Source organism: Pseudomonas arabinosi, assembly GCF_047758675.1.
Taxonomy (GTDB): domain Bacteria; phylum Pseudomonadota; class Gammaproteobacteria; order Pseudomonadales; family Pseudomonadaceae; genus Aquipseudomonas; species Aquipseudomonas arabinosi.
The window spans coordinates 4208408-4233291 of sequence record NZ_CP180480.1 but is presented as its reverse complement, the minus strand read 5'-3'; the positions used below and the strand labels follow the sequence as shown (position 1 = coordinate 4233291).

The window sequence follows — 24884 nt, the reverse complement described above, 5'->3', positions numbered from 1 at the left end:
TGGCGGACCACGGTCTGCCGCCTCAGGACACTGAGCCCCATGTATAAAGATTTGAAATTCCCGGTCCTGATCGTCCATCGCGATATCAAGGCCGACACCGTCGCCGGTGATCGCGTGCGTGGCATCGCCCGGGAGCTGGAGCAGGAAGGCTTCAGCATTGTCTCGGCGGTGGATTACACCGAAGGGCGTCTGGTCGCTTCGACCCATCACGGTCTTTCCTGCATGTTGATTGCGGCCGAAGACGCCAGCACACACTCTCATTTGTTACACAACATGGCCGAGCTGATTGGCCTGGCGCGAGTGCGTGCACCCGACTTGCCGATCTTCGCACTGGGTGAGCAGGTGACCCTGGAGAACGCTCCCGCTGACGCCATGGCTGAACTCAACCAGCTGCGCGGGATTCTTTATCTATTCGAAGACACCGTGCCTTTTCTGGCCAGGCAGGTCGCCCGAGCGGCACGCAAATATCTGGATGGCCTGCTGCCGCCGTTTTTCAAAGCGCTGGTGCAGCACACGGCCGACTCCAATTATTCTTGGCATACACCCGGCCATGGCGGCGGCGTGGCGTACCACAAGAGCCCGGTGGGACAGGCGTTTCACCAGTTCTTCGGGGAAAATACGCTGCGCTCGGATTTGTCAGTCTCGGTCCCCGAATTGGGCTCCTTACTCGATCACACCGGCCCGCTAGCCGAGGCGGAAGCAAGAGCAGCCCGCAATTTCGGCGCCGATCACACCTTCTTTGTGATCAATGGCACCTCGACCGCGAACAAAATCGTCTGGCATTCGATGGTCGCTCGCGATGACTTTGTGTTGGTGGATCGCAACTGCCACAAGTCGATATTGCACTCGATCATCATGACCGGCGCCATCCCGCTGTACCTGTGCCCGGAGCGCAATGAACTGGGGATTATCGGCCCGATTCCATTGAGCGAATTCAGCCGCGAATCGATTCAGGCCAAGATCGACGCCAGCCCGCTGACCAAGGGCCGCGCGCCCAAGGTCAAGTTGGCGGTGGTGACCAATTCGACGTACGACGGCCTCTGCTATAACGCTGAGCTGATCAAGCAGCAACTGGGCAACAGTGTCGAGGTCTTGCACTTCGATGAAGCCTGGTACGCCTACGCGGCGTTTCACGAGTTCTTCGCCGGGCGTTACGGTATGGGCACGTCCCGCAGCGATGACGGCCCGCTGGTGTTCACCACCCATTCCACCCACAAACTGCTGGCGGCGTTCAGCCAGGCGTCGATGATTCACGTCCAGGACGGCGGCGCGCGGCAGCTGGATCGGGATCGCTTCAATGAAGCGTTCATGATGCACATCTCTACCTCGCCGCAGTACAGCATCATCGCTTCGCTGGATGTGGCGTCGGCCATGATGGAAGGGCCGGCCGGGCGTTCGCTGTTGCAGGAAATGTTTGACGAAGCGCTGAGTTTCCGCCGGGCGCTGGCCAATTTGCGTCAGCACATCGCCGCTGACGATTGGTGGTTTTCCATCTGGCAGCCGCCGTCAGTGGAAGGCATCGACCGCGTGGTCACCGACGACTGGCTGCTGCAACCCGACGCCGACTGGCACGGCTTTGGCGGCGTCACCGACGACTACGTGCTGCTTGATCCGATCAAGGTCACGCTGGTGATGCCGGGGCTGACGGCAGGCGGCGCCCTCAGCGAGCGCGGGATTCCGGCCGCGGTGGTCAGCAAATTCCTTTGGGAACGTGGGCTGGTCGTTGAAAAGACCGGGCTGTATTCATTCCTGGTGTTGTTCTCCATGGGCATTACCAAGGGCAAATGGAGCACGCTGCTGACCGAATTGCTGGAGTTCAAGCGCAGTTACGATGCCAATGTCAGCCTCGCGACGTGCCTGCCGTGCGTGGCACAAGAGAATGTCACGCGCTATCAGGGCATGGGTTTGCGCGATCTGTGCGATCAACTGCACGCCTGCTATCGCAGTAATGCCACGGCCAAACACCTCAAGCGCATGTACACGGTGCTGCCGGAAATCGCCATGAAGCCGTCTGACGCCTATGATCAATTAGTGCGTGGCGAGGTTGAAGCAGTGTCGATCGATGCTCTGGATGGGCGGATCGCCGCGGTGATGCTGGTGCCGTACCCGCCGGGGATTCCGTTGATCATGCCCGGCGAGCGCTTTACCGAGTCGACGCGCTCGATCATCGATTACCTGGCGTTTGCCCGTACGTTCGACAGCAGCTTCCCGGGGTTTGTCGCTGATGTGCACGGATTGCAACACGAAGACGAGGGCAATGGACGGCATTACACCGTTGATTGCATCAAGGAATGAGGACCTTTCCCAGTATGCAACCGATCATGAATCCGAAATACCCAGGGCTGTCGGTGCGCGTTGCCGACGATGGTTTTGCAGCCTACATCTGGGGCAGTGATTTCAGTTTTGAAGTCGCGACCTACGGTGCCGCCGAAATCGGTAAACCGGTGGAGCAGTGGCCGGTGACGCCGATCACGCCCTATCGCAAGTGCTATGGCATTGATCCCGAGGAGTTCAGCAGTTTCCGCGATGCCGCTGACAGCGCGATTTTCATGGCTTATCTCGATGATGAGCCCGTGGGTCACCTGGTGGTCAGTACCAACTGGAACGGTTTTGCCCATATCGACGAGTTGGCGGTGCATGCGCCGGCGCGCCGTCATGGCGTGGCCAAGGCCCTGCTGGATGTGGCGCAATTCTGGAGCCGCAAAAAGAAACTGCCGGGCATCATGCTGGAAACCCAGAACAACAACCTGGGAGCTTGCCGGCTCTATGAGCGCAGCGGTTACGTCATTGGCGGAATCGATCATCTGCGCTATCGCGGGATCGATCCGAACACCGCCGAAGTGGCGCTGTTCTGGTATCGATTGTTCGATAACCCGCTGGAAACCCCGCTTAGCTCGCCAACATCGCCACGGCTTGTTCCGTGATGATGTCCAGCAATGCCTGAACCGCTGGCGATGGCTCGCCGTTCTTGAGGGTCAAGGCATATAGGCTGATCGGCACGGCAGGCGCCAACGGGCAGGCATCCAGCCCGGCCGATTTCGCCCCGAGGGCGGTAAAAGGGTCGACGATGGCCAAGCCTTCACCGGCCTCGACCATGCTGCGCATCATCTGGTGAGTCTGTACCCGGGTCTGAATGACCGGGGCAGGGCGCAGGGCATGCAGTTTGTTTTCCAGCGCCGGGCTCAACGGATCATGACCTTCCAGGCCCACCATCGATTGGCCGGCCAGGTCCTGCAGCGAAATGTACTTTTGTTTGGGTTGCAACCACCCGTGGGGCGCGAGCAACTGAAGTTTGCCCTGGGCGATCACTTGGCAATGAATGTCGGCGTGATCGGGGTCATGCAGGCTCAGGCCCAGATCGCTTTCACGCAGCAGCAGGTTTCTGACGATTTCGCGAGTCGGTTGGCTCAGAAGGGTGCAAGGCGCGTCAGGAAGGCGTCGGCGCAGGGCGGCAATGCTCTGTGGCAATAGCTGCTGAGCCAGGGGCGGTGTGCAGACGATCCGCAAGGGCGGAGCCTGATATTGCTTGAGGCTGTTGGCCAGCCGCTGGACCGGCTCGAGCGCTTCATAGACGTGGGCGATCTGGACCTGTAACTCCCGCGCCTCGCGCGTGGCCTGCAAGCGTCCACGCACGCTGGAAAACAGCATGAAACCCAACTGATCCTCGGCGTCGCGCAGAATCCCTTCGACTTCAGCCACAGGCAACTGCAGCCATTCGGCGGCGGTGCCCAGGTGACCGGTCTGCAGGAGCGCCTGGATCACTTCGATATGACGTAAACGCATGCGTGAAGTCCATGTTCAGCAGGTGAGGGAGTCAGTGGCTGAATCCTAACTCAAGTGCGCGCATATGACTTCTGCTCATAACACGGGGTTATGAAGCGACGTTGGTTTCCGGCCGGCTGCCGACATAGGTGTCGGGCTCGCGCACGATAGTGACGTCTGATTGCACCAGCAAAAACTGGTTGTCATCGAGCTTTTTTACGCGATCGCCAATGGCCAATTTGTAGGTGGTGACAGGCACCGAGCCAGTGAGACCGTCTGCCGACGGGGTGGATTCCTGGAACTCATGCACGGAATAAACGCGGCCTTCCGCGTCTCTTGCATGGAACTGACCGACGAGTACTGCTGCCATCTGCTTAGAACCTCTGGGGATAAATCACTCAATTTGCGGCTCTGTAGACCGTGGTTGGGCGAGGTAAGTTTTCCTACAGGAAAAAAATAGTCAGGGGCGGCGTTTTTCAGTCGCCCACTGGTTGAATCGTCATCTATAACTACAAGCTCTTTCCATCGGACAGTCGAGAATCTTCCATGAGCAACGTCTATACGATCGCTGTACTGGTCGGCAGCTTGAGAAAGGAATCGATCAATCGCAAGTTGGCGCTGGCCCTGGCCGACCTGGCGCCTGCCAATCTCAAACTGGTTATCGTCGAAATCGGCGATCTGCCGCTCTACAACGAGGACATCGATGGTGCTTCACCGCCGGCAGCCTACAGCACTTTCCGGCAACAAGTGAGCTCATCCGACGCGGTGCTGTTCGTCACCCCCGAATACAACCGTTCGGTGCCTGCGCCGATGAAGAACGCGATTGATGTGGGTTCGCGTCCGTATGGCAAGAGTGCCTGGAGTGGCAAGCCTGGAGCGGTGATCAGTGCTTCACCGGGCGCTATCGGCGGTTTTGGCGCCAATCACCACCTGCGCCAGTCCATGGTGTTTCTGGATGTGCCGTGCATGCAGCAACCGGAAGCCTACTTGAGCGGCGCCGGTTCAGCGTTCGACGAGGCGGGTAACCTGTCCGAGTCGCTCAAACCGTTTTTGCAAAAATTCATCAATGCCTATGGTCTTTGGGTCGAACAACACAAGAAAGTGTGACAAGTCCACTGGGTTACGGGGTGCTGGCCAATCGGCTACAGATCATCGCTTTCATTTCCGACAACCACGCGGCGGTTTGCTCCGCCGCCGGTTGTACAGTGATGCAATAACGACGACCACCCCAGGCCATGATCACCCAGGCATCAATGGTTGATGCTGATGGTTGAGTGGGCAAGTCCTCGCAGGAGGCGAAGGCTTCACGCCATTTTTGCGACAACTCCTGGAATACCCGCCGGTGATGCTTGGGCTCGGCGATCCGGTGTTCGATCGCCAACACATCATCGTTGAACAATGGTTGAAACGTATCGTTCGGGTCGCAGGTCAGGCGTATCAAGCGTTTGACCCGGACGGGCCAGTTCAGCTCTTTCGCGTGCACGACGTGCTCATCAAGGCGCAGTAACAAGGCGTCCAGGCAGTGCCGAATGTAGCCTGACAACAAGGCTTCCTTGCTCGGGAAGTAATCGTACAACGTGCCAATGGCAACGCCTGCTTCCAGGGCCACCGCGCGCGTGGTCAACCCCGACCAGCCGTCGCGTCGCCAAATCCGAACAAATGCTTCGTAAATCGCCTCTACGGTGAAAATCGCCCGGGCCTGGCTCGGCCGTTTCAGCGGCTTTGCGCGGGGATTGAGGGTGGGCGCGATGCCCTTGTTGTTTCCGAACCCGCTCTTCATCGGCTGCCACTACTCTGGTGCTACCCGCCATTCACTCGCAGCAGGAGTCTGAAAGATGCAAAGTCCGAGCACGGTAACACGGCTGATCACCCGCAAAAACGCCCTTGACCAAAGCCGAATCGAGCAGGAGCAACGTAGCCTGATTCCGGCTGCCGGCGAGGTGATTTTCAAGATCGACCGGTGCGCGTTGACCACCAATAACATTACCTACGCTGCCTATGGCAATTCGATGAACTACTGGGAGTTCTTTCCTACAGGGTTGGCGGAATGGGGACACGTCCCGGCGTGGGGTTTTGCCGATGTCGTGGCGTCTGATGTGGTCGGCATCAAAGTCGGGGAGCGCTTCTACGGGTATTTTCCGATTGCCAGCCATCTGTGGATGCGCCCGGAACGGGTGACTGAGCGTGGTTTCTATGACGGCGCCGAGCATCGGCAGGCACTGACGTCGGCTTACAACCAATACACCCGTTGCAGCTGGGACTCGTACTACAGCCCTGAAACCGAAAACCTGCAGATTTTGCTCAAACCGCTGTTCCTGACCTCGTCGATGCTGGCGGACTTCCTTCAGGACAAGCAGTTCTTTGGCGCGACCCGGCTGGTGTTCTCCAGCGCTTCGAGTAAAACCGCTTACGGCACGGCGGTCTGCCTGGAAAATCACCCTGACCTGGAGCGGGTGGCCCTGACCTCCGCCGGCAACAAGGCGTTTGTCGAGAAACTCGGTTGTTACGAGCGAACGGTGGCCTACGCAGAACTGGCGAGCCTGGCCAATGACCGCCTTACGTTGTATGTGGATTTTTCCGGCGACCTGGATTTACGTGATCAGGTCCACCAGCATTTTGCCGGGCAGTTGGTTTACAGCTGCTTCGCCGGTTCTGCGCAAAGCACCGATGAGGCTAGATTGACGGCCATCGAGGGGCCGCAGCCGGTGTTCTTTTTTGCGCCGATCCAGATCCGCAAGCGCAACACCGAGTGGGGGCCGGAAGGGGTCAGTCAGCACATTGGTGAGGGTTTGCAGCGTTTTTACCGGCAGTTGACGGCGACTGATAAACCGTTGCTGAAAGTGGTCGAGGACCAAGGCTATGAAGCCGCGCAGAGCGTGATTGCCCGACTGTTCCATGGCCAGATCGCACCGATCGAGGGGCATGTGATTCGGCTATAGCACGTCGATCTGTGGGAGCAGCTGCGTTGATTGCGGTGTGTTTAGGGGAGGCAGCACGTTTGGGCTTTACTCCGCTCGTGTGTTGCGGCTGAATCGCGGTTTGTTTTTCCGACAAGGCTGCACTGCATGCTGACCGCATCGTTGATTTTCCTGCTGACCATCACCTTGGTAATCTGGCAGCCCAAAGGCTTTGGCGTCGGCTGGAGTGCGGTATTCGGTGCGGTGCTTGCGCTGATTTTCGGGGTCGTACACCTCAGCGACATCCCGCTGGTGTGGCAGATTATCTGGAACGCCACCGGGACCTTTGTCGCGCTGATTGTCATCAGCCTGCTACTGGACGAGGCGGGGTTCTTTGCCTGGGCGGCGTTGCATGTGGCTCGTTGGGGACGGGGCAGCGGACGCAAGCTGTTTGCTTATATGGTGCTGCTCGGTGCGTTGGTGTCGGCGTTGTTCGCCAACGACGGGGCAGCGCTGATTCTCACACCCATCGTGATTTCCATGCTGCTGGCGTTGCGCTTTTCCCCGGCGGCGACCCTGGCGTTCGTCATGGGGGCCGGTTTCATCGCTGACACGGCGAGTCTGCCGTTGGTGGTGTCGAACCTGGTGAACATCGTATCCGCGGACTTTTTCCACATCAGTTTCAACCGTTACGCGGCGGTGATGATCCCGGTCAACCTGGTGAGTGTCGCGGCCACGTTGGCGATGCTGATGTGGTTTTTCCGTCGTGACATCCCCAAGGAGTACGACCCCGAGCAACTGGCGCATCCGGCTTCAGCGATCCACGACCACGCCACGTTTTATGCCGGTTGGGCCGTGTTGCTGATTCTGCTGCTCGGCTGCTTCGCGCTGGAGCCACTAGGGATTCCGATCAGTGCCATCTCTGCGGTGTGCGCGGCCTTGCTGCTGGCCATTGCCGCCCGTGGTCACAAGATTTCCACGCGCAAAGTCATCAAAGAAGCGCCGTGGCATATCGTTATTTTCTCGCTGGGCATGTACCTGGTGGTGTATGGCCTGCGCAACGCGGGGCTCACGGGGTATCTGGCCGGATGGCTGGATGGTTTTGCCGGTTACGGCGTGTGGGGCGCCGCCATGGGCACTGGCGTGCTGACGGCGCTGCTGTCGTCGATGATGAACAATCTGCCGACGGTGCTGATTGGTTTGCTGTCAATCGATGCCAGCCAGGCGACCGGGGTGGTGAAGGAGGCGATGATCTACGCCAACGTCATCGGCAGCGACCTGGGGCCGAAGATTACGCCGATCGGCAGCCTGGCGACGCTGCTGTGGTTGCATGTGCTGGAGCGCAAGAGCATTCGGATCGGCTGGGGGTATTACTTCAAGGTCGGGATTGTGCTGACGGTGCCGGTATTGTTGGTGACGTTGGCGGCGCTGGCATTGCGGTTATCGGTATAGACCGCGTCGGCCTCTTCGCGAGCAAGCCCGCTCCCACAGTTGAAATGCGGTCCCCTGTGGGAGCGGGCTTGCTCGCGAAGGGGCCGGTCCAGACGCTAGAAACTCAGCCACTACCAGGCACATTCGGCCAAAGATCCGCCACCAGAAACAGCCGCTCGGCTTCTTCCCAATCCCCTTGCGAGTTTTCTGTGAGTCGCACCAGCAACTGCGCCGGGGCCAGTGGCTCCAGATCGCTGAGCCAGGCATTCAGCTGTTCAATGCTCCAGGTCTGCTCCACCGGATAGTGCGCTGGCGCCAGCCAGGCATGGCGGGGCAGGGGTTGCCAGCGACCGAATGGGCGTTGCACGACAAAGTCTGCCCAGTCCTTCTGGTGCAGCCAGCTGCCGCGTAAATGCTGGGGATGTGCGCCATTCGGTGGCTCGGCCGGTCCCGGCCACGGATACAGCAAATAGCCCCCCAGCCACAAATGTGCGCTGAACTGCTGGATATCCAGCGCCGCCAATACTTCGCGGCTCTCCGGGCGCGCCGAAATCGGTAATTGATGCTGAGTCAGGTGTGCCAGTTTGCGGTCCAGTCGATCATGGCAGCCGGGACCGAGCCACTGCGCCGTGTCGTGTCCGTCGCCATTTTGCGGGCCAAGGTAAAGTTTGATCGCCAGTTCCAGATGATGCACGCCGTCACGATCGCGCAGCAGCATGTCCAGCTCGCCCAGCGTGTGGCCCTCGCGGCGGATCGGCATGTTGGCGGCAATCAGGTCGATACCTGGCGCGTGCCGCACGGCGTATTGCCAGAGGCGTTCGTAGTACAAGCCCAATCGCCGGGTTCGGGCCTGCGCCAGCCAGTGCAGCAAGTCATAACTGTCGTGGTCGAGTTGCCGCAGCCACCGTTCCAGCCGCTCCGGTGCTTGTACCCAGTCACTGCCGGTCAGCGGGTGACGCTGCGGCCACGTCGTGACGCCAAGCATCGGCGGCGCGAGGATGACCCAGGCCAGGTCGCGCACTTCGGGATGGCGCAACTGGTGGGGTAACTGCAGCAAATCGGGAAATAGGATCATCTTGCGAGCATAGCCTCAATCGTGAGTACACCGTTGTGGCTGAAAGGATTTTGTCTATCCTGCGCTTTCGCCCATAATCGTGTTTTTCGCCGTCGCGCAGGAACCTCATGGAGCAATTTCGTAATATCGGCATCATCGGTCGCCTGGGCAGTTCTCAGGTGCTGGATACCGTTCGCCGACTGAAACGGTTTCTGCTCGATCGTCACCTGCACGTGATCCTCGAAGACACCATCGCCGAAGTGTTGCCGGGTCATGGCTTGCAAACCTCGTCGCGCAAGATGCTCGGCGAAGTATGTGACATGGTGATTGTGGTCGGTGGTGACGGCAGCCTGTTGGGCGCCGCTCGCGCGCTGGCCCGGCACAATATTCCGGTGCTCGGCATCAACCGAGGCAGCCTGGGCTTCCTGACCGATATTCGCCCCGATGAGCTCGAAGTCAAAGTCGCCGAAGTGCTCGACGGCCACTATCTGGTGGAAAACCGCTTCCTGCTGCAAGCCGAAGTTCGTCGTCACGCCGAGGCCATTGGTCAGGGCGATGCGCTGAACGACGTGGTGCTGCACCCCGGCAAATCAACGCGGATGATCGAGTTCGAGTTGTACATCGACGGCCAGTTCGTCTGCAGCCAGAAGGCCGATGGCCTGATCGTCGCCACGCCGACCGGTTCGACCGCTTACGCGCTGTCGGCGGGCGGGCCGATCATGCATCCCAAGCTTGACGCTATTGTGATTGTGCCGATGTACCCCCATACCTTGTCGGGCAGGCCGATTGTGGTCGATGGCAACAGTGAGCTGAAAATCGTCGTGTCCAAAGATATGCAGATTTACCCGCAAGTCTCCTGTGACGGACAGAACCATTTCACCTGTGCGCCGGGTGACACCATCACCATCAGCAAAAAGGCCCAGAAGCTGCGGCTGATTCACCCGCTCGACCACAACTACTATGAAGTCTGCCGGACTAAACTCGGCTGGGGCAGCAAGTTGGGTGGTGGAGGCGACTGATGCTCGATCCCGCGCGAAGCTACGACCTGATCGGTGACGTGCACGGTTGCGCTCTGACCCTTGAGCACTTGCTCGACCGGCTCGGTTACCAAAAACACGGTGGTGTCTGGCGGCATCCGTCGCGCATGGCGGTGTTCGTCGGCGACATCATCGACCGCGGCCCGCGGATTCGCGAAGCGCTGCACATCGTTCACGACATGGTCGAAGCGGGTCAGGCGCTGTGCATCATGGGCAACCATGAATTCAACGCCCTGGGCTGGAGCACACCGGCGCCTCCGGGCAGCGGCAAGCAGTTCGTGCGTGAACATACCCCGCGCCATGCCCGTTTGCTGCACGAAACCCTGACCCAATTCGAAGACCATCCGGCTGACTGGCATGACTTCCTGCAATGGTTCTATGAGATGCCATTGTTCGTCGATGCCGGGCGTTTCCGGGTGGTGCATGCCTGCTGGGACGCGGGGCTGATCGAACCACTGCGAGCCCTGTTCCCCAACGGTTGCGTCGATGAGCACTTCCTCCAGGCCTCCGCGGTGCCCGGCAGTTTCGCCTGCACCGTGTTTGACCGCCTGTTGCGCGGCACTGATATGCGCTTGCCTCATGGTCTGACAATGACCAGCGGCGATGGCCTGACGCGTTCGTTCTTCCGCACCAAATTCTGGGAAGACGACCCGCAAACCTACGGAGACATTGTGTTCCAGCCCGACGCCTTGCCCGAACCCGTGGCCCGGACGCCGCTGTCGTCCACCGAAAAAAACACCTTGCTGCGCTATGGCGTCGATGAGCCACTGTTGTTCGTGGGCCATTACTGGCGCAGCGGCAAACCGGTGCCGATCCGGCCGAACCTGGCCTGTCTGGATTACAGCGCCGTGCTCTACGGAAAACTGGTCGCCTACCGTCTGGACCAGGAAACCCGCCTCGATCCGCATAAATTTGTCTGGGTCGATGTCGAGCGGCCGGAGGTGCTGCGATGAGTACCGTTGCCGTTTTACGGCTGCCGCTGGCGGTGGACTTGAGCGGGTTCGTCAAACTGCTGCAACGCATGCAGGTGCCGCATCGGGTCAGCGAAGAGGCGGGTGAGCAGGTGCTGTGGGTGCCGGCCAACATCAGCGAAGACGTGCGCACGTTGTACGAACGCTTCCCGGCCGGTGATCCCGATCAACAGCTGGACATTCCGGTGGCGCAAACCATAAAGCGCCCGGGTTTCGTCGAGCAACTGCGCCACGCCAAGGCGACAGCGTTCGTGTTGCTGCTGAGCCTGCTTGTCGGCGCGGTGACGCTGCTGGGCGAAAACCTCGACACGATGCGCTGGCTGACCTTCCTCGATTTCCGCGTTGTCGGCGAGTACATCCACTTCGTGCCATTGGCCGACAGCCTGGCGGCGGGGCAGTGGTGGCGTCTGGTGACACCGATGCTGATCCACTTCGGCTTCCTGCACCTGGCCATGAACGGCATGTGGTACTGGGAACTGGGGCGGCGCATCGAGTCACGCCAGGGCAGCATCAACCTGATCGGCCTGACGTTGCTGTTCGGCCTGGTCTCGAACTACGCCCAGTTTGTTTTCAGTGGTCCGACGCTGTTTGGCGGCTTGTCCGGCGTGCTGTACGGCCTGCTCGGGCATTGCTGGATCTTTCAGTTGTTGTCGCCAAACCCGGCTTATCGCCTGCCGCGCGGCGTGCTGGTGATGATGCTGGTGTGGCTGCTGCTGTGTCTGTCCGGGCTGGTCTCGATGATCGGCTTCGGTGAAATTGCCAATGCGGCCCACGTCGGCGGGTTGCTCGTCGGATGCTTGACCGGCTTGTTGGGTGGTTTGTACAACCGCCGTAAACTGGCCGTCTAACTAGTTATGTCAATAAAGAGCGCGGAGCCCTTGATGTCCTCTTTTAACGAAATGATCCAAAACATCACCCCCGAGATCTACCAGAGCCTGAAACTGGCGGTGGAAATCGGGAAATGGTCCGACGGTGGCAAACTCACCGCCGAACAACGCGAACTGTCGCTGCAAGCGATGATCGCCTGGGAAATCCAGAACCTGCCCGAAGACCAGCGCACCGGTTACATGGGCGTGCAGGAGTGCGGCTCCAAGTCGATCGAAGTGCCGAATATCCTGTTCAAATCGGATGCCGTCCATTGATTGAGATTGGCCGCGGTGCAATCAGCAAAATGTCGGCGCGCCTTGACGGGCCGAACGTGCAGTACGCGTTTCGTCTGGACGACGTCGAGGTGCCGGTCAATCCCTTGATCGGGACCACGGTGCGCCTGGAATACCTGGGCGCGATTCACTGCACCCATTGCGGACGCAAGACCAAAACCAGTTTCAGTCAGGGTTACTGCTACCCGTGCATGACCAAACTGGCCCAGTGTGACATCTGCATCATGAGCCCGGAGCGTTGCCACTACGACGCTGGCACCTGCCGAGAGCCGGAGTGGGGCGAGAAGTTCTGCATGACGGATCACATTGTGTATCTGTCCAACTCCTCGGGGGTGAAGGTCGGGATTACCCGCGCCACCCAGTTGCCGACCCGTTGGATCGATCAGGGCGCCCGTCAGGCCCTGCCAATCATGCGTGTCTCGACCCGTCAGCAGTCGGGCTTCGTCGAAGACCTGTTCCGCAGTCAGGTGGCGGACAAAACCAACTGGCGTGCTTTACTCAAGGGCGATGCGGTGTCGGTCGACCTGGCGCAGGTTCGTGATCAGCTGTTCGACAGTTGCGCCGAAGGATTGCAAAGTTTGCAGGAACGATTCGGCCTACAGGCGATCCAGACCATTGCCGATGTAGAACCGCTCGAAATCCGCTATCCGGTCGAGCAGTACCCGGCCAAGATCGTCAGCTTCAACCTGGACAAGAATCCGATTGCCGAAGGCACGCTGTTGGGAATCAAGGGCCAGTACCTGATTTTCGACACCGGCGTAATCAATATTCGTAAATACACGGCCTACCAGCTCGCCGTGCATCAGTAAGGACTCCAGCATGCGCACCGAACAACCGAAGATGATCTACCTGAAGGACTATCAGGCGCCCGAGTACCTGATCGACGAGACGCACCTGACCTTCGAGTTGTACGAGGACCACAGCCTGGTCCATGCGCAACTGGTGATGCGCCGCAATCCTGAACGTGGCCCGGGCTTGCCGCCGCTGGTGCTGGATGGCCAGCAGCTTGAATTGCTGTCGGTCACCCTGGCTGACCGCGAGTTGACCGCCACCGACTATCAGTTGACGGAAAACCACCTGACCCTGCACCCGACCAGCACCACCTTCACGGTCGACACCAGCGTCAAGATCCATCCGGAAACCAACACCGCGCTGGAAGGCCTGTACAAATCCGGCACGATGTTCTGCACCCAGTGCGAGGCCGAAGGCTTCCGCAAGATCACCTATTACCTCGACCGTCCGGACGTGATGAGCACGTTCACCACCACGGTGATTGCCGAGCAGCACAGCTATCCGGTGTTGCTGTCCAACGGCAACCCGATTGCCAGCGGTCCGGGCGAAGACGGCCGGCACTGGGCAACCTGGGAAGATCCGTTCAAGAAACCTGCCTACCTGTTCGCGCTGGTGGCCGGTGATTTGTGGTGCGTCGAAGACACCTTCACCACCATGACCGAGCGCTCCGTGGCGCTGCGTATTTATGTCGAGCCGGAAAACATCGACAAGTGCCAGCACGCCATGAACAGCCTGAAGAAGTCGATGCGCTGGGACGAAGAGGTCTACGGTCGCGAGTATGACCTGGACATCTTCATGATCGTCGCGGTCAACGACTTCAACATGGGCGCCATGGAGAACAAGGGCCTCAACATCTTCAACTCGAGCGCCGTGCTGGCCCGCGCCGAAACCGCGACCGACGCCGCGCACCAGCGGGTCGAGGCGATTGTTGCCCACGAGTACTTCCACAACTGGTCGGGCAACCGCGTGACCTGCCGCGACTGGTTCCAGTTGTCGCTCAAGGAAGGCTTCACCGTGTTCCGCGATTCGGGCTTCTCCGCCGACATGAACTCGGCCACGGTCAAGCGCATCCAGGACGTGGCCTACCTGCGCACCCACCAGTTCGCCGAAGATGCTGGTCCCATGGCTCACGCCGTGCGCCCGGACAGCTTCATCGAGATTTCCAACTTCTACACCCTGACCGTGTACGAAAAGGGTTCGGAAGTGGTCGGCATGATCCATACCTTGCTCGGGGCCGAAGGCTTCCGCAAAGGCAGCGACCTGTACTTCGAACGCCATGACGGCCAGGCCGTGACTTGCGACGACTTCATCAAGGCCATGGAAGACGCCAACGGTGTCGACCTGACCCAGTTCAAACGCTGGTACAGCCAGGCCGGCACACCGCGTTTGGCCGTCAGCGAGTCCTACGACGCGGTGGCGAAAACCTACAGCCTGACCTTCCGTCAAAGCTGCCCGGCAACCCCGGACAAGGTTGAAAAACTGCCGTTCGTGATTCCTGTGGAATTGGGCCTCCTGGACTCCAAAGGCACGGCGATTGCCTTGCGCTTGTCCAGCGAAGCCAGCGCTCAGGGCACGTCGCGGGTGATCTCGGTGACCGAAGCCGAGCAGACGTTTACCTTCGTCGATATCGCTGAACAGCCATTGCCTTCGTTGCTGCGTGGCTTCTCGGCGCCGGTGAAACTGAGCTTCCCGTACAACCGCGATCAGTTGATGTTCCTGATGCAGCACGACAGCGACGGCTTCAACCGCTGGGATGCGGGTCAGCAATTGTCGGTTCAGGTGCTGCAAGAGCTCATTGCCCAGCAGCAAAAGGGCGAGAAACTGGTGCTGGATCAGCGCCTGATTTCTGCCTTGCGCACCGTGTTGTCGGACGAGACGCTGGATCAGGCGATGGTCGCGGAAATGCTCTCGCTGCCGGGCGAGGCGTATCTGACCGAAATCAGCGAAGTGGCTGACGTTGACGCCATTCACATCGCTCGCGAGTTTGCTCGTAAACAATTGGCAGAAGGTTTGTTCGAAGCGATGTGGCTGCGTTATCAGGCCAATCGCGATCTCTCGAAGAAAACCCCGTATGTAGCCGAGGCCGAGCACTTTGCTCGTCGCGCATTGCAGAACATTGCGCTGTCGTACCTGATGCTCAGCGGTAAACCGGAAGTGTTGGCGGCGACGCTTGAGCAGTTCGAGACCAGCGACAACATGACCGAGCGCCTGACGGCGTTGGCGGTGCTGGTGAATTCGTCGTTCGAAGAAGAGAAGGCCACGGCATTGGCGAGTTTTGCCGAGCACTTCAAGGACAACCCGCTGGTCATGGATCAGTGGTTCAGCGTCCAGGCGGGCAGCGTGTTGCCCGGTGGTCTGGAGCGGGTCAAGGCGTTGATGCAGCATCCGGCATTCAACATCAAGAACCCGAACAAGGTGCGGGCGCTGGTGGGGGCGTTTGCCGGGCAGAACCTGATCAACTTCCATGCGGCCGACGGGTCCGGGTATCGGTTCCTCGCGGATCTGGTGATTGAGTTGAACGGGTTTAATCCGCAGATCGCTTCTCGGCAGTTGGCGCCGCTGACTCGCTGGCGCAAATACGACGACGCGCGTCAGGCGTTGATGAAAGGTGAGCTGGAGCGGATTCGCGCTTCGGGTCAGCTGTCCAGCGATGTGTTTGAAGTGGTCAGCAAAAGCCTGGCCTGAGTTGGGGGGGTGTTTCCGCGGGGGTGTATATCCATTCCTGCGGTAACGGCCGCTTAGGGTTTCGCCCTTACGGCGACTCACTTTTTTACAAACGCCTAAAAAAAGTAAGCAAAAAAACGCTCGCCCCGAGCGTCCGGCCCCTCGCTTAGGCTCGGCGTTCCTTCGTTCCGGCATTCATCTGGGGGCATCGCCTCCGGTTGGCTTCGCTTCAACCTCCTCTCGATGTGTTCGACTTCGTCGAACGGCGCTACGCGCCTGCCCCCCAGATGAACGCCTCCACTCAGCCTCCCGAAGGGGCGGGCGGGCAAAGCAAGATCAAGAGCTGCAGGCGAGCTAACGCTCGGCCTGTTGAGTGGTGAAGGGCGGGTGTACACCCATCCCCTGTAGGAGCTGTCGAGTGAAACGAGGCTGCGATCTTTTGATCTGGCTGTGGCTGTGGCTTTAGATGTTGATGCTGCTTTTGATCTTTCGCCCCTTCGGCAGACCGTAGGCGATGCCCCCTGATGGACACCGTAGCGAGGGAACACTGAGCGTTAGCGAAGTGCCGTACGCCGGGGCGAAGCCTTTTGCTTACTTTTCGGCGTCTGGAAAAGTGAGTCGCTGTCAGAGCGAAACCATAAGCCGCCGTTACCGCAGCAACGGATATACACATCAACCAATCACCGCACCTGATACCCAAACATTCAGCCAACCCGCATATCGCCCAGGTTAACAAAACATAACGTGGCGTCGATTGTCAGACCTTTCCAAACCCCGATAGGATAAGCCAGCTTCCGAAGGGGCTCTAGATTGCGTATTTCAGGACTATGCTCCAGAAAAGGCAATCGCAAAGAGCACCCTTATGGCGCCCAGAAAGGTTGAACGGCCTAACAATAATAATGGGGGAAGGTCTATGAGTGAGCCTGTCATGGGTGTGGGTATCTGCCGCCCGCCGGCATTACGCAAATTCGCGTTGCTGGCTACAGCGCTCTCGCTGTTGGGCTGTGCCGTGCTGTCGGCACCTGCGCTGGCCGCTGCTGCGCCAGCATCCGACATTGTCTATTCCGTTGACTCTGCCAAAGCCAGCAAGAGCCTGATGCTCGACGTCGTGCACGCCGGCAAGCGCCTGGTGGCGGTCGGGGATCGCGGGCACATTTTGTATTCCGATGACCAGGGCGCGACCTGGACCCAAGCCAAGGTGCCGACGCGGCAACTGCTGACGTCGGTATATTTCGTCGACGACAAACACGGTTGGGCCGTCGGCCATGATGCACAGATCCTCGCGAGCGAGGACGGCGGCGTCACCTGGACCAAACAATTCGAAGATCTGAAACGTGAATCGCCGCTGCTCGACGTCTGGTTCCAGGACGTTAACAGCGGCTTTGCCGTGGGCGCTTACGGCGCGTTGCTGGCCACCACCGATGGCGGCAAGAACTGGGAAGATGTCAGCGATCGCCTCGACAACGAAGACCAGTACCACCTCAACGCCATCGCCGCGGTCAAGGATTCCGGTCTGTTCATCGTCGGCGAGCAGGGCAGCATGTTCCGCTCCGCCGACGGGGGCCAGACCTGGGAGAAGCTTGAAGGCCCATACGAAGGCTCACTGTTCGGCGTGATCGGTACCGCTCAGGCCAACACGCTGCTGGCCTACGGGCTGCGCGGCAATCTGTTTCGCTCCACCGATTTCGGCACGACCTGGGAGCCGGTTGAACTCAAGGCCGCTCGCGGTGCGCTGGAGTTCGGTCTGTCCGGCGCGACGCTGCTCGACAACGGTTCCATCGTGATCGTCGGCAACGGTGGCTCGGTGATCCGCAGCGACGACAACGGTGAAACCTTCAGTGTGTTCAACCGTCCGGATCGCATTTCCGTTTCGGCAGTCACCGCAGCGGGCAACGGCAATCTGATTCTGGCAGGACAGGGCGGCGTTCGCGTCACCTCGCCAACCGGCGCCGGTGCAGAAAATGGAAAGAACGGGTCGTCCAAATGAGCCGGGCAAATAATAAGAAGGCGGGTCTATGACATCCTTGAGCAGTCATCATCAAGACAAGGCGACGTTTCTTGAACGCCTGATTTTCAACAACCGCCCGGCAGTGATCACCATCTGCCTGCTGGTGAGTATTTTCCTGTTCTGGCAGGCGACCCTGATCCGGCCGTCCACCAGTTTCGAAAAAATGATCCCGCTCGAGCATCCGTTCATTCAAAAGATGATGGAGCATCGCAACGATCTGGCGAACCTGGGTAACACGGTGCGGATTTCCGTCGAAGCCACCGACGGCGACATTTTCTCCAAGGAGTACATGGAGACGCTGCGTCAGATCAACGACGAGGTGTTCTACATCTCCGGTGTTGACCGTTCCGGCCTCAAGTCGCTGTGGAGCCCGAGCGTACGCTGGACCGAAGTGACAGAGGAGGGCTTCGCCGGTGGTGAAGTAATCCCGCAGAGCTACAACGGCTCCCAGCAAAGCCTCGACCTGTTGCGCAACAACGTACTCAAGTCAGGTCAGGTTGGGCGTCTGGTGGCCAACGACTTCAAGTCGAGCATTGTCGATATCCCGCTGCTGGAGTCCTACCCGGACCCGCAGGACCAGGGCAAGTTGCTGGCGCTGGACTATCGCAAGTTCTCTCACGAACTCGAAGACAAGATTCGCAACAAGTTCGAAGCCCAGAACCCCAACGTACAAATCCACATCGTCGGTTTCGCCAAGAAAGTCGGCGACCTGATCGATGGCCTGGTCATGGTGGTGATGTTCTTTGGCATCGCCTTCATCATCACATTGATCCTGCTCTACTGGTTCACCAACTGCATGCGCAGCACCGTGGCGGTGTTGAGTACAACACTGGTAGCGGTGGTCTGGCAGCTGGGCTTGATGCACTTCTTCGGCTTCGGGCTTGATCCGTATTCGATGCTGGTGCCGTTCCTGATTTTCGCCATTGGTATTTCCCACGGCGTGCAAAAGATCAACGGGATTGCCTTGCAGTCCAGCGAGGCGGACAACGCCTTGACTGCCGCGCGACGCACGTTCCGTCAGCTGTTCCTGCCGGGGATGATTGCGATCCTCGCGGATGCGGTGGGTTTCATCACGCTGCTGATCATCGACATCGGCGTGATTCGAGAGCTGGCCATCGGCGCGTCCATCGGCGTGGCGGTGATCGTGTTCACCAACCTGATCTTGCTGCCAGTGGCGATTTCCTACGTTGGCATTAGCAAGCGCGCCGTTGAGCGCAGCAAGAAAGACGCGCACCGCGAACACCCGTTCTGGCGTCTGCTGTCGAACTTTGCCAGCCCGAAAGTGGCGCCGGTGTCTATCGTGCTCGCCTTGCTGGCCTTCAGCGGTGGCCTCTGGTACAGCCAGAACCTGAAAATCGGTGACCTTGACCAAGGTGCTCCAGAGCTGCGTCCGGACTCGCGCTACAACAAGGACAACAACTTCATCATCAGCAATTACTCCACCAGTTCCGACGTGTTGGTGGTAATGGTCAAGACCAAGTCCGAAGGCTGCTCGCGCTACGAAGCCATGGCGCCGATCGACGAGCTGATGTGGAAGATGCAGAACACCGAGGGCGTGCAGTCGGCGATCTCGCTGGTGACCGTGTCCAAACAGATGATCAAGGGTATGAACGAGGGCAACCTGAAATGGGAAACCCTGTCGCGTAACCCGGACGTGCTGAACAACTCGATCGCCCGGGCTGATGGCCTGTACAACAACAGTTGCTCCCTGGCGCCGGTGCTGGTGTTCCTCAACGACCACAAGGCTGCCACGCTGGATCGCGCCGTGCATGCGGTGCAGGACTTCGCCAAGGAGAACAACAAGGAAGGCCTGGAATTCATCCTTGCCGCCGGTAATGCCGGGATCGAGGCGGCCACCAACGAGGTGATCAAGGAATCCGAGCTGACCATTCTGATCCTGGTGTACATCTGCGTGGCGACCATGTGCATGATCACCTTCCGTTCCTGGGCGGCGACGCTGTGCATCGTGCTGCCGCTGGTCCTGACCTCGGTACTCGGCAACGCCCTGATGGCCTTCATGGGCATCGGCGTGAAAGTCGCAACCCTACCGGTTGTGGCGCTCGGGGTGGGGATTGGCGTGGATTACGGGATCTACATCTACAGCCGTCTGGAAAGCTTCCTGCGTGCCGGTCTGCCGTTGCAAGAGGCGTACTACCAGACACTGAAATCCACCGGTAAAGCCGTGTTGTTCACCGGCTTGTGCCTGGCGATCGGCGTGTGCACCTGGATCTTCTCGGCCATCAAGTTCCAGGCCGACATGGGCCTGATGCTGACCTTCATGCTGCTCTGGAACATGTTTGGCGCACTGTGGCTGTTACCAGCGCTCGCGCGGTTCCTGATCAAACCGGAGAAACTGGCGGGGCAGAAGGGCAATTCGCTGTTTGCTCACTGATCCCAGGCTGAAATAGAAAAGCCGCAACCATGGTTGCGGCTTTTTTTATACGTGCGCCAGGCATGGCGCGTTGCGCGCAAGCGCAACCAGCTTGGCTGTGGTGGCCTCGCTGGTGACTTGGAGGTGAAAGTCCTCTACACACCCGGCAAGGGGAAGTGTTAGCCAGAGGCAAGGGTGTCGCGGGTGACCGCGAATCTGAAGGAAGCCCGAGGCAAAATGCTGGCCTGACGAACAGCAAGCGGATAGAGGCGGCGCAGCGGGGTAAAGGGGCGTGTTTCCCTAAAGCCCGATACTTGCACGGAACGCTGTGACGTAGATCCGACAGGCATAAGCAGGAAGGTCGCGCGAATTACCCTGGGAGATCTGCACGTTTGCCACTGTGCTACCGAGCGTCGAGAGGCGACGGGATGAACGTGCAGAAGTCAGCCGAGGCCGTAGTAAGTGACGAATGACCCCGTCACCAAGGGCTGAACAGGTTATGCCGCCAGTAGGCGTCAGAGTCTCGTCGAATGTTGAAACGCAGAATATTCTCCAAGAGAAAACTGTTACCCCCATTCCCGGACGGTATCCGAAGATGACGGCTGACAGGGCGCAAGCATCGGCGGCGTCTGTGACGTGGACGAACGCGGAGCCGGACACGCTGATGGAGCGGGTGCTTGCACCCGCCAACCTCAAGCGTGCATATCAACGCGTGGTCAGCAACAAGGGCGCACCGGGTGCCGATGGCATGACGGTCGAACAATTGGCAGGCTACGTGAAACAGTATTGGCCGATTCTCAAGAACCGGTTGCTGGCCGGCGAATATCACCCGCAAGGTGTGCGTGCTGTCGACATCCCTAAACCCAAGGGCGGTACAAGACAACTGGGCATTCCCAGCGTCGTGGATCGCCTGATCCAACAGGCGCTGCTGCAACAGCTCACGCCAATCTTCGATCCTCTGTTCTCGGACTACAGCTACGGCTTTCGTCCGGGTAGAAGCGCTCACCAAGCCATCGAAACCGCTCGCGGCCACGTGGCAGCGGGTCACCGCTGGTGCGTGGAACTTGATCTCGAGAAGTTCTTTGATCGGGTCAACCACGATGTCCTAATGGCCTACGTGGCGCGTCAAATCGAAGACAAGCGTGTGCTCACGCTGATCCGTCGTTACCTCGAAGCGGGAACGATGTCGGGCGGACTCGTCAGCCGACGGCAGGAAGGGACGCCGCAAGGCGGCCCGCTCTCGCCGTTGCTGTCGAACATCCTGCTCAACGAACTCGACCGCGAACTGGAACGGCGAGGCCATCGCTTCGTGCGTTATGCCGACGACGCGAACATTTATGTGCGCAGTCAGCGAGCTGGCACACGGGTGATGGTCGGTGTTGAGCGTTTCCTGAATCAGCGCCTGAAACTGACGCTGAACCGGGAAAAGAGCCACGTAGCACGGCCTTGGGTCTGCGACTATCTGGGTTATGGGATGAGCTGGCATCAGCAACCGAGGCTGAGAGTGGCGATGATGAGTCTGGGTCGATTGCGTGATCGATTAAGAGACCTGCTGCGCGGGGCGCGGGGCCACAAGATGGCGAATGTCATCGAACGGATAAACCCTGTGCTGCGCGGGTGGGCAGGCTACTTCAAGCTCAGTCAGAGCAAACGGCCACTTGAGGAAATTGACGGCTGGGTGCGGCGCAAACTCCGCTGCGCCGTCTGGCGTCAATGGAAGCGGCCCTCAACGAGGGCACGTAGCTTGATGCGCCTGGGGCTTAGCGAAGCTCGCGCCTGCAAATCAGCCTTCAATGGCCGAGGCCCATGGTGGAGCTCGGGAGCATCTCATATGAATCAGGCGCTGCCGAAGAAGCTATGGGATCAACTTGGGTTGGTCTCGCTACTGGATACGATAAACCGGCTTAGCCGCATAGCTTGAACCGCCGTATACGGATCCGTACGTACGGTGGTGTGAGAGGACGGCGGCTGCAAAGCCGCCTCCTACTCGATCTCAAATTCGACACAAGCCCCCTGTGGTTGTTTATGAGGGATCGGTACCCAGCACCGCATTCAACGCACTACGCGCATCATCCAGCTGCACCAATGTCGCATGCCGCGCACCCAGCGCATCCCGGTTCTCGATCGCCGTCAGAATTGCCTTGTGCCGTGGCAATGCCAGTTCATGCAGATTTGGTCGCTGGTTGGAATGCTTCAAGGCTTCGGCAATCGCCACCGACAGCATGTTGCACAGGTTGGCCAGCAGGTCGTTATGGGTCGCATCGGCAATCCGGCTATGGAAATCCAGGTCCGGTTGCAAGAGCGCTTCGGGGGTCGGTGCGGCTTCCATACGTTGGTAGGCTTCACCGATGGAGGCGATGTCAGCGTCCGTGGCGAACTGCGCGGCGAGGGCGGCGGCTGCGGGTTCAATGATGCTGCGTACGCTGGTCAGCAAATCGAAGAATTCATTTTGCGGGCTGCTTTGCATCAGCCAGTGCAACACATCCGGATCGAGCATGTGCCATTCCTTGCGCTGCTTGACCACCGTGCCCACCCGCGGACGGGAATACACCAGACCCTTGGCGACCAATACCCGGGTGGCTTCGCGCAGGACTGGACGACTGACCGCGTACTCCTCGCACAACAGGGCTTCGGCGGGCAGTTTGTCACACGGCTTGAAGCGTCCGGAAACGATCTGCATGCCCAGTTCCTGGACGATGCGCGAGTGCATGCTTTTGCGGTCGGAGGGTTTGCGGTAATCCATGGGGAACGGCGCGATCCTGTGCGATGGGGTGCCGCGCATGATAACAGGCACGGCGCAATCTTGAGGCGGGCATAGATCAAATGTGGGAGCGGGCTTGCTCGCGAAGAGGGCCGCACATTCAACATTAATGTTGGATGATCGACCGCCTTCGCGAGCAAGCTCGCTCCCACAGGGGATTGGTGGGGTTAGTGAGAGTGGCGCGGTACCTCAGAACCACGGCAACCGACCAGGAAGTCGAAATCGCAACCCTGATCCGCCTGCAGCACATGATCGATGTACAGCTGACGATAACCGCCCACGATCAGTTGCTGCGGTGGCTGCAGATCAGCCATGCGCGCTGCCAGTTCGGCGTCGGGAATGTCCAGGTGCAGACGACCGTTGGCGCAGTCGAGTTCGATCCAGTCACCTTCCTTCACGGTCGCCAAAGGTCCGCCAGCGGCCGCTTCCGGGGCTACATGCAGAACCACAGTGCCGTACGCTGTGCCGCTCATGCGCGCATCGGAAATACGCACCATGTCCGTCACGCCTTGGGCCAGCAACTTGGCCGGCAAACCCATGTTGCCAACTTCGGCCATGCCCGGATAACCCTTCGGACCGCAGTTCTTCATCACCAGAATCGAGTTGGCATCCACCTCCAGCTCCGGATCGTTGATCCGTGCCTTGTACATGTCGAAGTTTTCGAACACCACCGCACGCCCGCGATGTTGCATCAGTTCGGCGCTGGCGGCTGAGGGCTTGAGCACCGCGCCGAGTGGCGCCAAATTCCCGCGCAACACACAGATGCCGCCGTCGGCGCGAATCGGGTTATCGAGGGTGCGGATCACTTCGTCCTGGCCGTAGATCGGTGCGTCCTTGGTGTTCTCGCCGAGGGTCTTGCCATTGACGGTCAGGGCATTCGGATGCGGAATCAGGTTGGCTTCGCCGAGGCGGCGCAATACTGCTGGCAGGCCGCCGGCGTAGTAGAACTCTTCCATCAGGAAACGCCCGGACGGTTGCAGGTCGACGATGGTCGGCATGCCGCGACCGATGCGGGTCCAGTCATCCAGGTCCAGCTCCACACCGATGCGCCCGGCAATGGCTTTCAAATGGATCACGGCGTTGGTCGAACCACCGATAGCGGCGTTCACCCGAATGGCGTTTTCGAAGGCTTCCTTGGTGAGGATTTTCGACAGCTTCAAGTCTTCGCGAACCATCTCCACTGCGCGCATGCCGGACATGTGCGCCAGCACATAACGACGCGCATCGACGGCAGGAATGGCCGCGTTGTGGGGCAGGGAAGTGCCCAGTGCTTCAGCCATGCAGGCCATGGTCGACGCGGTGCCCATTGTGTTGCAGGTACCGGCCGAGCGGGACATGCCACCCTCGGCCGCAAGGAAATCGTCGATGGTGATGGTGCCCGCTTTCACTTGTTCGCTGAGTTGCCAGACCACGGTGCCCGAGCCGATGTCCTGGCCCTTGTGTTTGCCGTTGAGCATCGGCCCGCCGGTGACGACGATGGCCGGCACGTCGCAACTGGCCGCGCCCATCAACAACGCCGGGGTGGTTTTGTCGCAACCGGTCAGCAGCACAACACCGTCAATCGGGTTGCCGCGAATCGCTTCTTCGACGTCCATGCTCGCCAGGTTGCGGGTGAGCATGGCGGTCGGACGCAGGTTCGACTCGCCGTTGGAGAACACCGGGAATTCCACGGGAAAGCCCCCAGCCTCGATCACCCCACGTTTGACGTGCTCCGCAATCTGGCGGAAATGCGCGTTGCACGGGGTCAGTTCCGACCAGGTGTTGCAGATGCCGATGATCGGCTTGCCGTGGAACTGGTGGTCGGCGATGCCCTGATTCTTCATCCAGCTGCGGTACATGAAGCCGTTCTTGTCGGCAGTGCCAAACCATTGGGCGGAGCGCAGGGTGGGTTTCTTATCAGACATGATCTGTTCTCTTATTGTATGACTATATTGTTCGAGCTAAGGCGTAACATAAGCGCAAATCCGACTGTTTGG

20 protein-coding genes are annotated in these 24884 nt (G+C 59.5%); 14 read left to right on the top strand and 6 right to left on the bottom strand.

The genetic code is table 11. The annotated features are described in order from the left end of the window. Window positions 1-39 precede the first annotated feature (39 nt). Window positions 40-2295: an Orn/Lys/Arg decarboxylase N-terminal domain-containing protein gene (locus ACMXYJ_RS19610; protein ID WP_415756512.1), complete on the top strand. Its 2256-nt coding sequence runs from the start codon at window positions 40-42 to the stop codon at window positions 2293-2295. Window positions 2296-2309: 14 nt separating this feature from the next. Further along, complete coding sequence (locus ACMXYJ_RS19605) at window positions 2310-2924, top strand: GNAT family N-acetyltransferase (protein WP_415756511.1); 615 nt, start codon at window positions 2310-2312, stop codon at window positions 2922-2924. On the opposite strand, the gene ACMXYJ_RS19600 is transcribed toward ACMXYJ_RS19605, so the two are convergent. Continuing rightward, on the bottom strand, window positions 2890-3783 hold the full coding sequence (locus ACMXYJ_RS19600; RefSeq protein WP_415756510.1) for a LysR family transcriptional regulator: 894 nt from the start codon (window positions 3781-3783) through the stop codon (window positions 2890-2892). The two genes, ACMXYJ_RS19605 and ACMXYJ_RS19600, sit on opposite strands and share 35 nt — an antisense overlap. Before the next feature lie 88 nt (window positions 3784-3871). Then, complete coding sequence (locus ACMXYJ_RS19595) at window positions 3872-4132, bottom strand: hypothetical protein (protein WP_046048837.1); 261 nt, start codon at window positions 4130-4132, stop codon at window positions 3872-3874. Between the two features lie 176 nt (window positions 4133-4308). Between ACMXYJ_RS19595 and ACMXYJ_RS19590 the strand changes: the two genes are divergently transcribed. After that, the gene (locus ACMXYJ_RS19590; RefSeq protein ID WP_415756509.1) at window positions 4309-4869 is read left to right on the top strand and encodes an NADPH-dependent FMN reductase; all 561 of its coding nucleotides are present in this window, start codon (window positions 4309-4311) and stop codon (window positions 4867-4869) included. A gap of 13 nt (window positions 4870-4882) precedes the next feature. On the opposite strand, the gene ACMXYJ_RS19585 is transcribed toward ACMXYJ_RS19590, so the two are convergent. Then, complete coding sequence (locus ACMXYJ_RS19585; RefSeq protein ID WP_415756508.1) at window positions 4883-5542, bottom strand: TetR/AcrR family transcriptional regulator; 660 nt, start codon at window positions 5540-5542, stop codon at window positions 4883-4885. 55 nt (window positions 5543-5597) lie between these two features. On the opposite strand from ACMXYJ_RS19585, the gene ACMXYJ_RS19580 reads away from it, so the two are divergent. Beyond that, window positions 5598-6701 (top strand): DUF2855 family protein, encoded by a 1104-nt coding sequence (locus ACMXYJ_RS19580; protein ID WP_415756507.1) that lies wholly within the window; start codon window positions 5598-5600, stop codon window positions 6699-6701. Between the two features lie 126 nt (window positions 6702-6827). Continuing rightward, window positions 6828-8111 (top strand): arsenic transporter, encoded by a 1284-nt coding sequence (locus ACMXYJ_RS19575; RefSeq protein ID WP_415756506.1) that lies wholly within the window; start codon window positions 6828-6830, stop codon window positions 8109-8111. 103 nt (window positions 8112-8214) lie between these two features. Here the strand turns inward: ACMXYJ_RS19575 and ACMXYJ_RS19570 are convergent, their stop codons facing one another. Beyond that, entirely contained in the window at window positions 8215-9165 is a 951-nt protein-coding gene (locus ACMXYJ_RS19570) for a DUF1853 family protein (RefSeq protein WP_415756505.1), read from the bottom strand. 107 nt (window positions 9166-9272) lie between these two features. Here ACMXYJ_RS19570 and ACMXYJ_RS19565 point away from each other — a divergent pair, with 107 nt between their 5' ends. The 9 genes from ACMXYJ_RS19565 to ltrA all read left to right on the top strand — a co-directional run bounded on the left by ACMXYJ_RS19565 (window position 9273) and on the right by ltrA (window position 22068). After that, window positions 9273-10163, top strand: a complete 891-nt coding sequence (locus ACMXYJ_RS19565) for an NAD(+) kinase (protein ID WP_007906781.1) — start codon at window positions 9273-9275, stop codon at window positions 10161-10163. Beyond that, a complete protein-coding gene (locus ACMXYJ_RS19560) occupies window positions 10160-11134 on the top strand; it encodes a metallophosphoesterase (RefSeq protein ID WP_415760765.1) in 975 nt (324 codons plus the stop codon). The genes ACMXYJ_RS19565 and ACMXYJ_RS19560 overlap by 4 nt, the downstream gene beginning before the upstream one ends. Next, window positions 11131-12000 carry a rhomboid family intramembrane serine protease gene (locus tag ACMXYJ_RS19555; RefSeq protein WP_415756504.1) on the top strand — a complete coding sequence of 290 codons (870 nt, stop codon included), beginning with the start codon at window positions 11131-11133 and terminating at the stop codon, window positions 11998-12000. Before ACMXYJ_RS19560 ends, ACMXYJ_RS19555 begins: the two co-directional genes overlap by 4 nt. A gap of 33 nt (window positions 12001-12033) precedes the next feature. Further along, window positions 12034-12294: a YeaC family protein gene (locus tag ACMXYJ_RS19550; RefSeq protein ID WP_415756503.1), complete on the top strand. Its 261-nt coding sequence runs from the start codon at window positions 12034-12036 to the stop codon at window positions 12292-12294. Continuing rightward, window positions 12291-13121 carry a DUF2797 domain-containing protein gene (locus ACMXYJ_RS19545; RefSeq protein ID WP_415756502.1) on the top strand — a complete coding sequence of 277 codons (831 nt, stop codon included), beginning with the start codon at window positions 12291-12293 and terminating at the stop codon, window positions 13119-13121. The genes ACMXYJ_RS19550 and ACMXYJ_RS19545 overlap by 4 nt, the downstream gene beginning before the upstream one ends. A gap of 10 nt (window positions 13122-13131) precedes the next feature. Further along, window positions 13132-15789 carry an aminopeptidase N gene (pepN, locus tag ACMXYJ_RS19540; protein WP_415756501.1) on the top strand — a complete coding sequence of 886 codons (2658 nt, stop codon included), beginning with the start codon at window positions 13132-13134 and terminating at the stop codon, window positions 15787-15789. Window positions 15790-16681: 892 nt separating this feature from the next. Beyond that, complete coding sequence (locus ACMXYJ_RS19535; RefSeq protein WP_415756500.1) at window positions 16682-17755, top strand: WD40/YVTN/BNR-like repeat-containing protein; 1074 nt, start codon at window positions 16682-16684, stop codon at window positions 17753-17755. 28 nt (window positions 17756-17783) lie between these two features. Then, complete coding sequence (locus ACMXYJ_RS19530; RefSeq protein WP_415756499.1) at window positions 17784-20168, top strand: efflux RND transporter permease subunit; 2385 nt, start codon at window positions 17784-17786, stop codon at window positions 20166-20168. A gap of 478 nt (window positions 20169-20646) precedes the next feature. After that, entirely contained in the window at window positions 20647-22068 is a 1422-nt protein-coding gene (ltrA, locus tag ACMXYJ_RS19525) for a group II intron reverse transcriptase/maturase (RefSeq protein WP_415756498.1), read from the top strand. Window positions 22069-22170: 102 nt separating this feature from the next. On the opposite strand, the gene ACMXYJ_RS19520 is transcribed toward ltrA, so the two are convergent. Both ACMXYJ_RS19520 and ACMXYJ_RS19515 read right to left on the bottom strand, forming a co-directional pair. Continuing rightward, window positions 22171-22890, bottom strand: coding sequence for a FadR/GntR family transcriptional regulator (locus tag ACMXYJ_RS19520; protein WP_176471536.1), 720 nt, complete (start codon window positions 22888-22890; stop codon window positions 22171-22173). A 185-nt stretch (window positions 22891-23075) separates the two neighbouring features. Next, on the bottom strand, window positions 23076-24812 hold the full coding sequence (locus ACMXYJ_RS19515; RefSeq protein ID WP_008157040.1) for an IlvD/Edd family dehydratase: 1737 nt from the start codon (window positions 24810-24812) through the stop codon (window positions 23076-23078). Between the last annotated feature and the right edge of the window lie 72 nt (window positions 24813-24884).

Excerpts from the sequence above, each read along its gene's own strand:
- ACMXYJ_RS19610 (WP_415756512.1), top strand. The coding sequence starts at position 40 with ATGTATAAAGATTTGAAATTCCCGGTCCTGATCGTCCATCGCGATATC.
- ACMXYJ_RS19605 (WP_415756511.1), top strand. The coding sequence starts at position 2,310 with ATGCAACCGATCATGAATCCGAAATACCCAGGGCTGTCGGTGCGCGTT.
- ACMXYJ_RS19600 (WP_415756510.1), bottom strand. The coding sequence starts at position 3,783 with ATGCGTTTACGTCATATCGAAGTGATCCAGGCGCTCCTGCAGACCGGT.
- ACMXYJ_RS19595 (WP_046048837.1), bottom strand. The coding sequence starts at position 4,132 with ATGGCAGCAGTACTCGTCGGTCAGTTCCATGCAAGAGACGCGGAAGGC.
- ACMXYJ_RS19590 (WP_415756509.1), top strand. The coding sequence starts at position 4,309 with ATGAGCAACGTCTATACGATCGCTGTACTGGTCGGCAGCTTGAGAAAG.
- ACMXYJ_RS19585 (WP_415756508.1), bottom strand. The coding sequence starts at position 5,542 with ATGAAGAGCGGGTTCGGAAACAACAAGGGCATCGCGCCCACCCTCAAT.
- ACMXYJ_RS19580 (WP_415756507.1), top strand. The coding sequence starts at position 5,598 with ATGCAAAGTCCGAGCACGGTAACACGGCTGATCACCCGCAAAAACGCC.
- ACMXYJ_RS19575 (WP_415756506.1), top strand. The coding sequence starts at position 6,828 with ATGCTGACCGCATCGTTGATTTTCCTGCTGACCATCACCTTGGTAATC.
- ACMXYJ_RS19570 (WP_415756505.1), bottom strand. The coding sequence starts at position 9,165 with ATGATCCTATTTCCCGATTTGCTGCAGTTACCCCACCAGTTGCGCCAT.
- ACMXYJ_RS19565 (WP_007906781.1), top strand. The coding sequence starts at position 9,273 with ATGGAGCAATTTCGTAATATCGGCATCATCGGTCGCCTGGGCAGTTCT.
- ACMXYJ_RS19555 (WP_415756504.1), top strand. The coding sequence starts at position 11,131 with ATGAGTACCGTTGCCGTTTTACGGCTGCCGCTGGCGGTGGACTTGAGC.
- ACMXYJ_RS19550 (WP_415756503.1), top strand. The coding sequence starts at position 12,034 with ATGTCCTCTTTTAACGAAATGATCCAAAACATCACCCCCGAGATCTAC.
- pepN (WP_415756501.1), top strand. The coding sequence starts at position 13,132 with ATGCGCACCGAACAACCGAAGATGATCTACCTGAAGGACTATCAGGCG.
- ACMXYJ_RS19535 (WP_415756500.1), top strand. The coding sequence starts at position 16,682 with ATGAGTGAGCCTGTCATGGGTGTGGGTATCTGCCGCCCGCCGGCATTA.
- ACMXYJ_RS19530 (WP_415756499.1), top strand. The coding sequence starts at position 17,784 with ATGACATCCTTGAGCAGTCATCATCAAGACAAGGCGACGTTTCTTGAA.
- ltrA (WP_415756498.1), top strand. The coding sequence starts at position 20,647 with ATGCCGCCAGTAGGCGTCAGAGTCTCGTCGAATGTTGAAACGCAGAAT.
- ACMXYJ_RS19520 (WP_176471536.1), bottom strand. The coding sequence starts at position 22,890 with ATGGATTACCGCAAACCCTCCGACCGCAAAAGCATGCACTCGCGCATC.
- ACMXYJ_RS19515 (WP_008157040.1), bottom strand. The coding sequence starts at position 24,812 with ATGTCTGATAAGAAACCCACCCTGCGCTCCGCCCAATGGTTTGGCACT.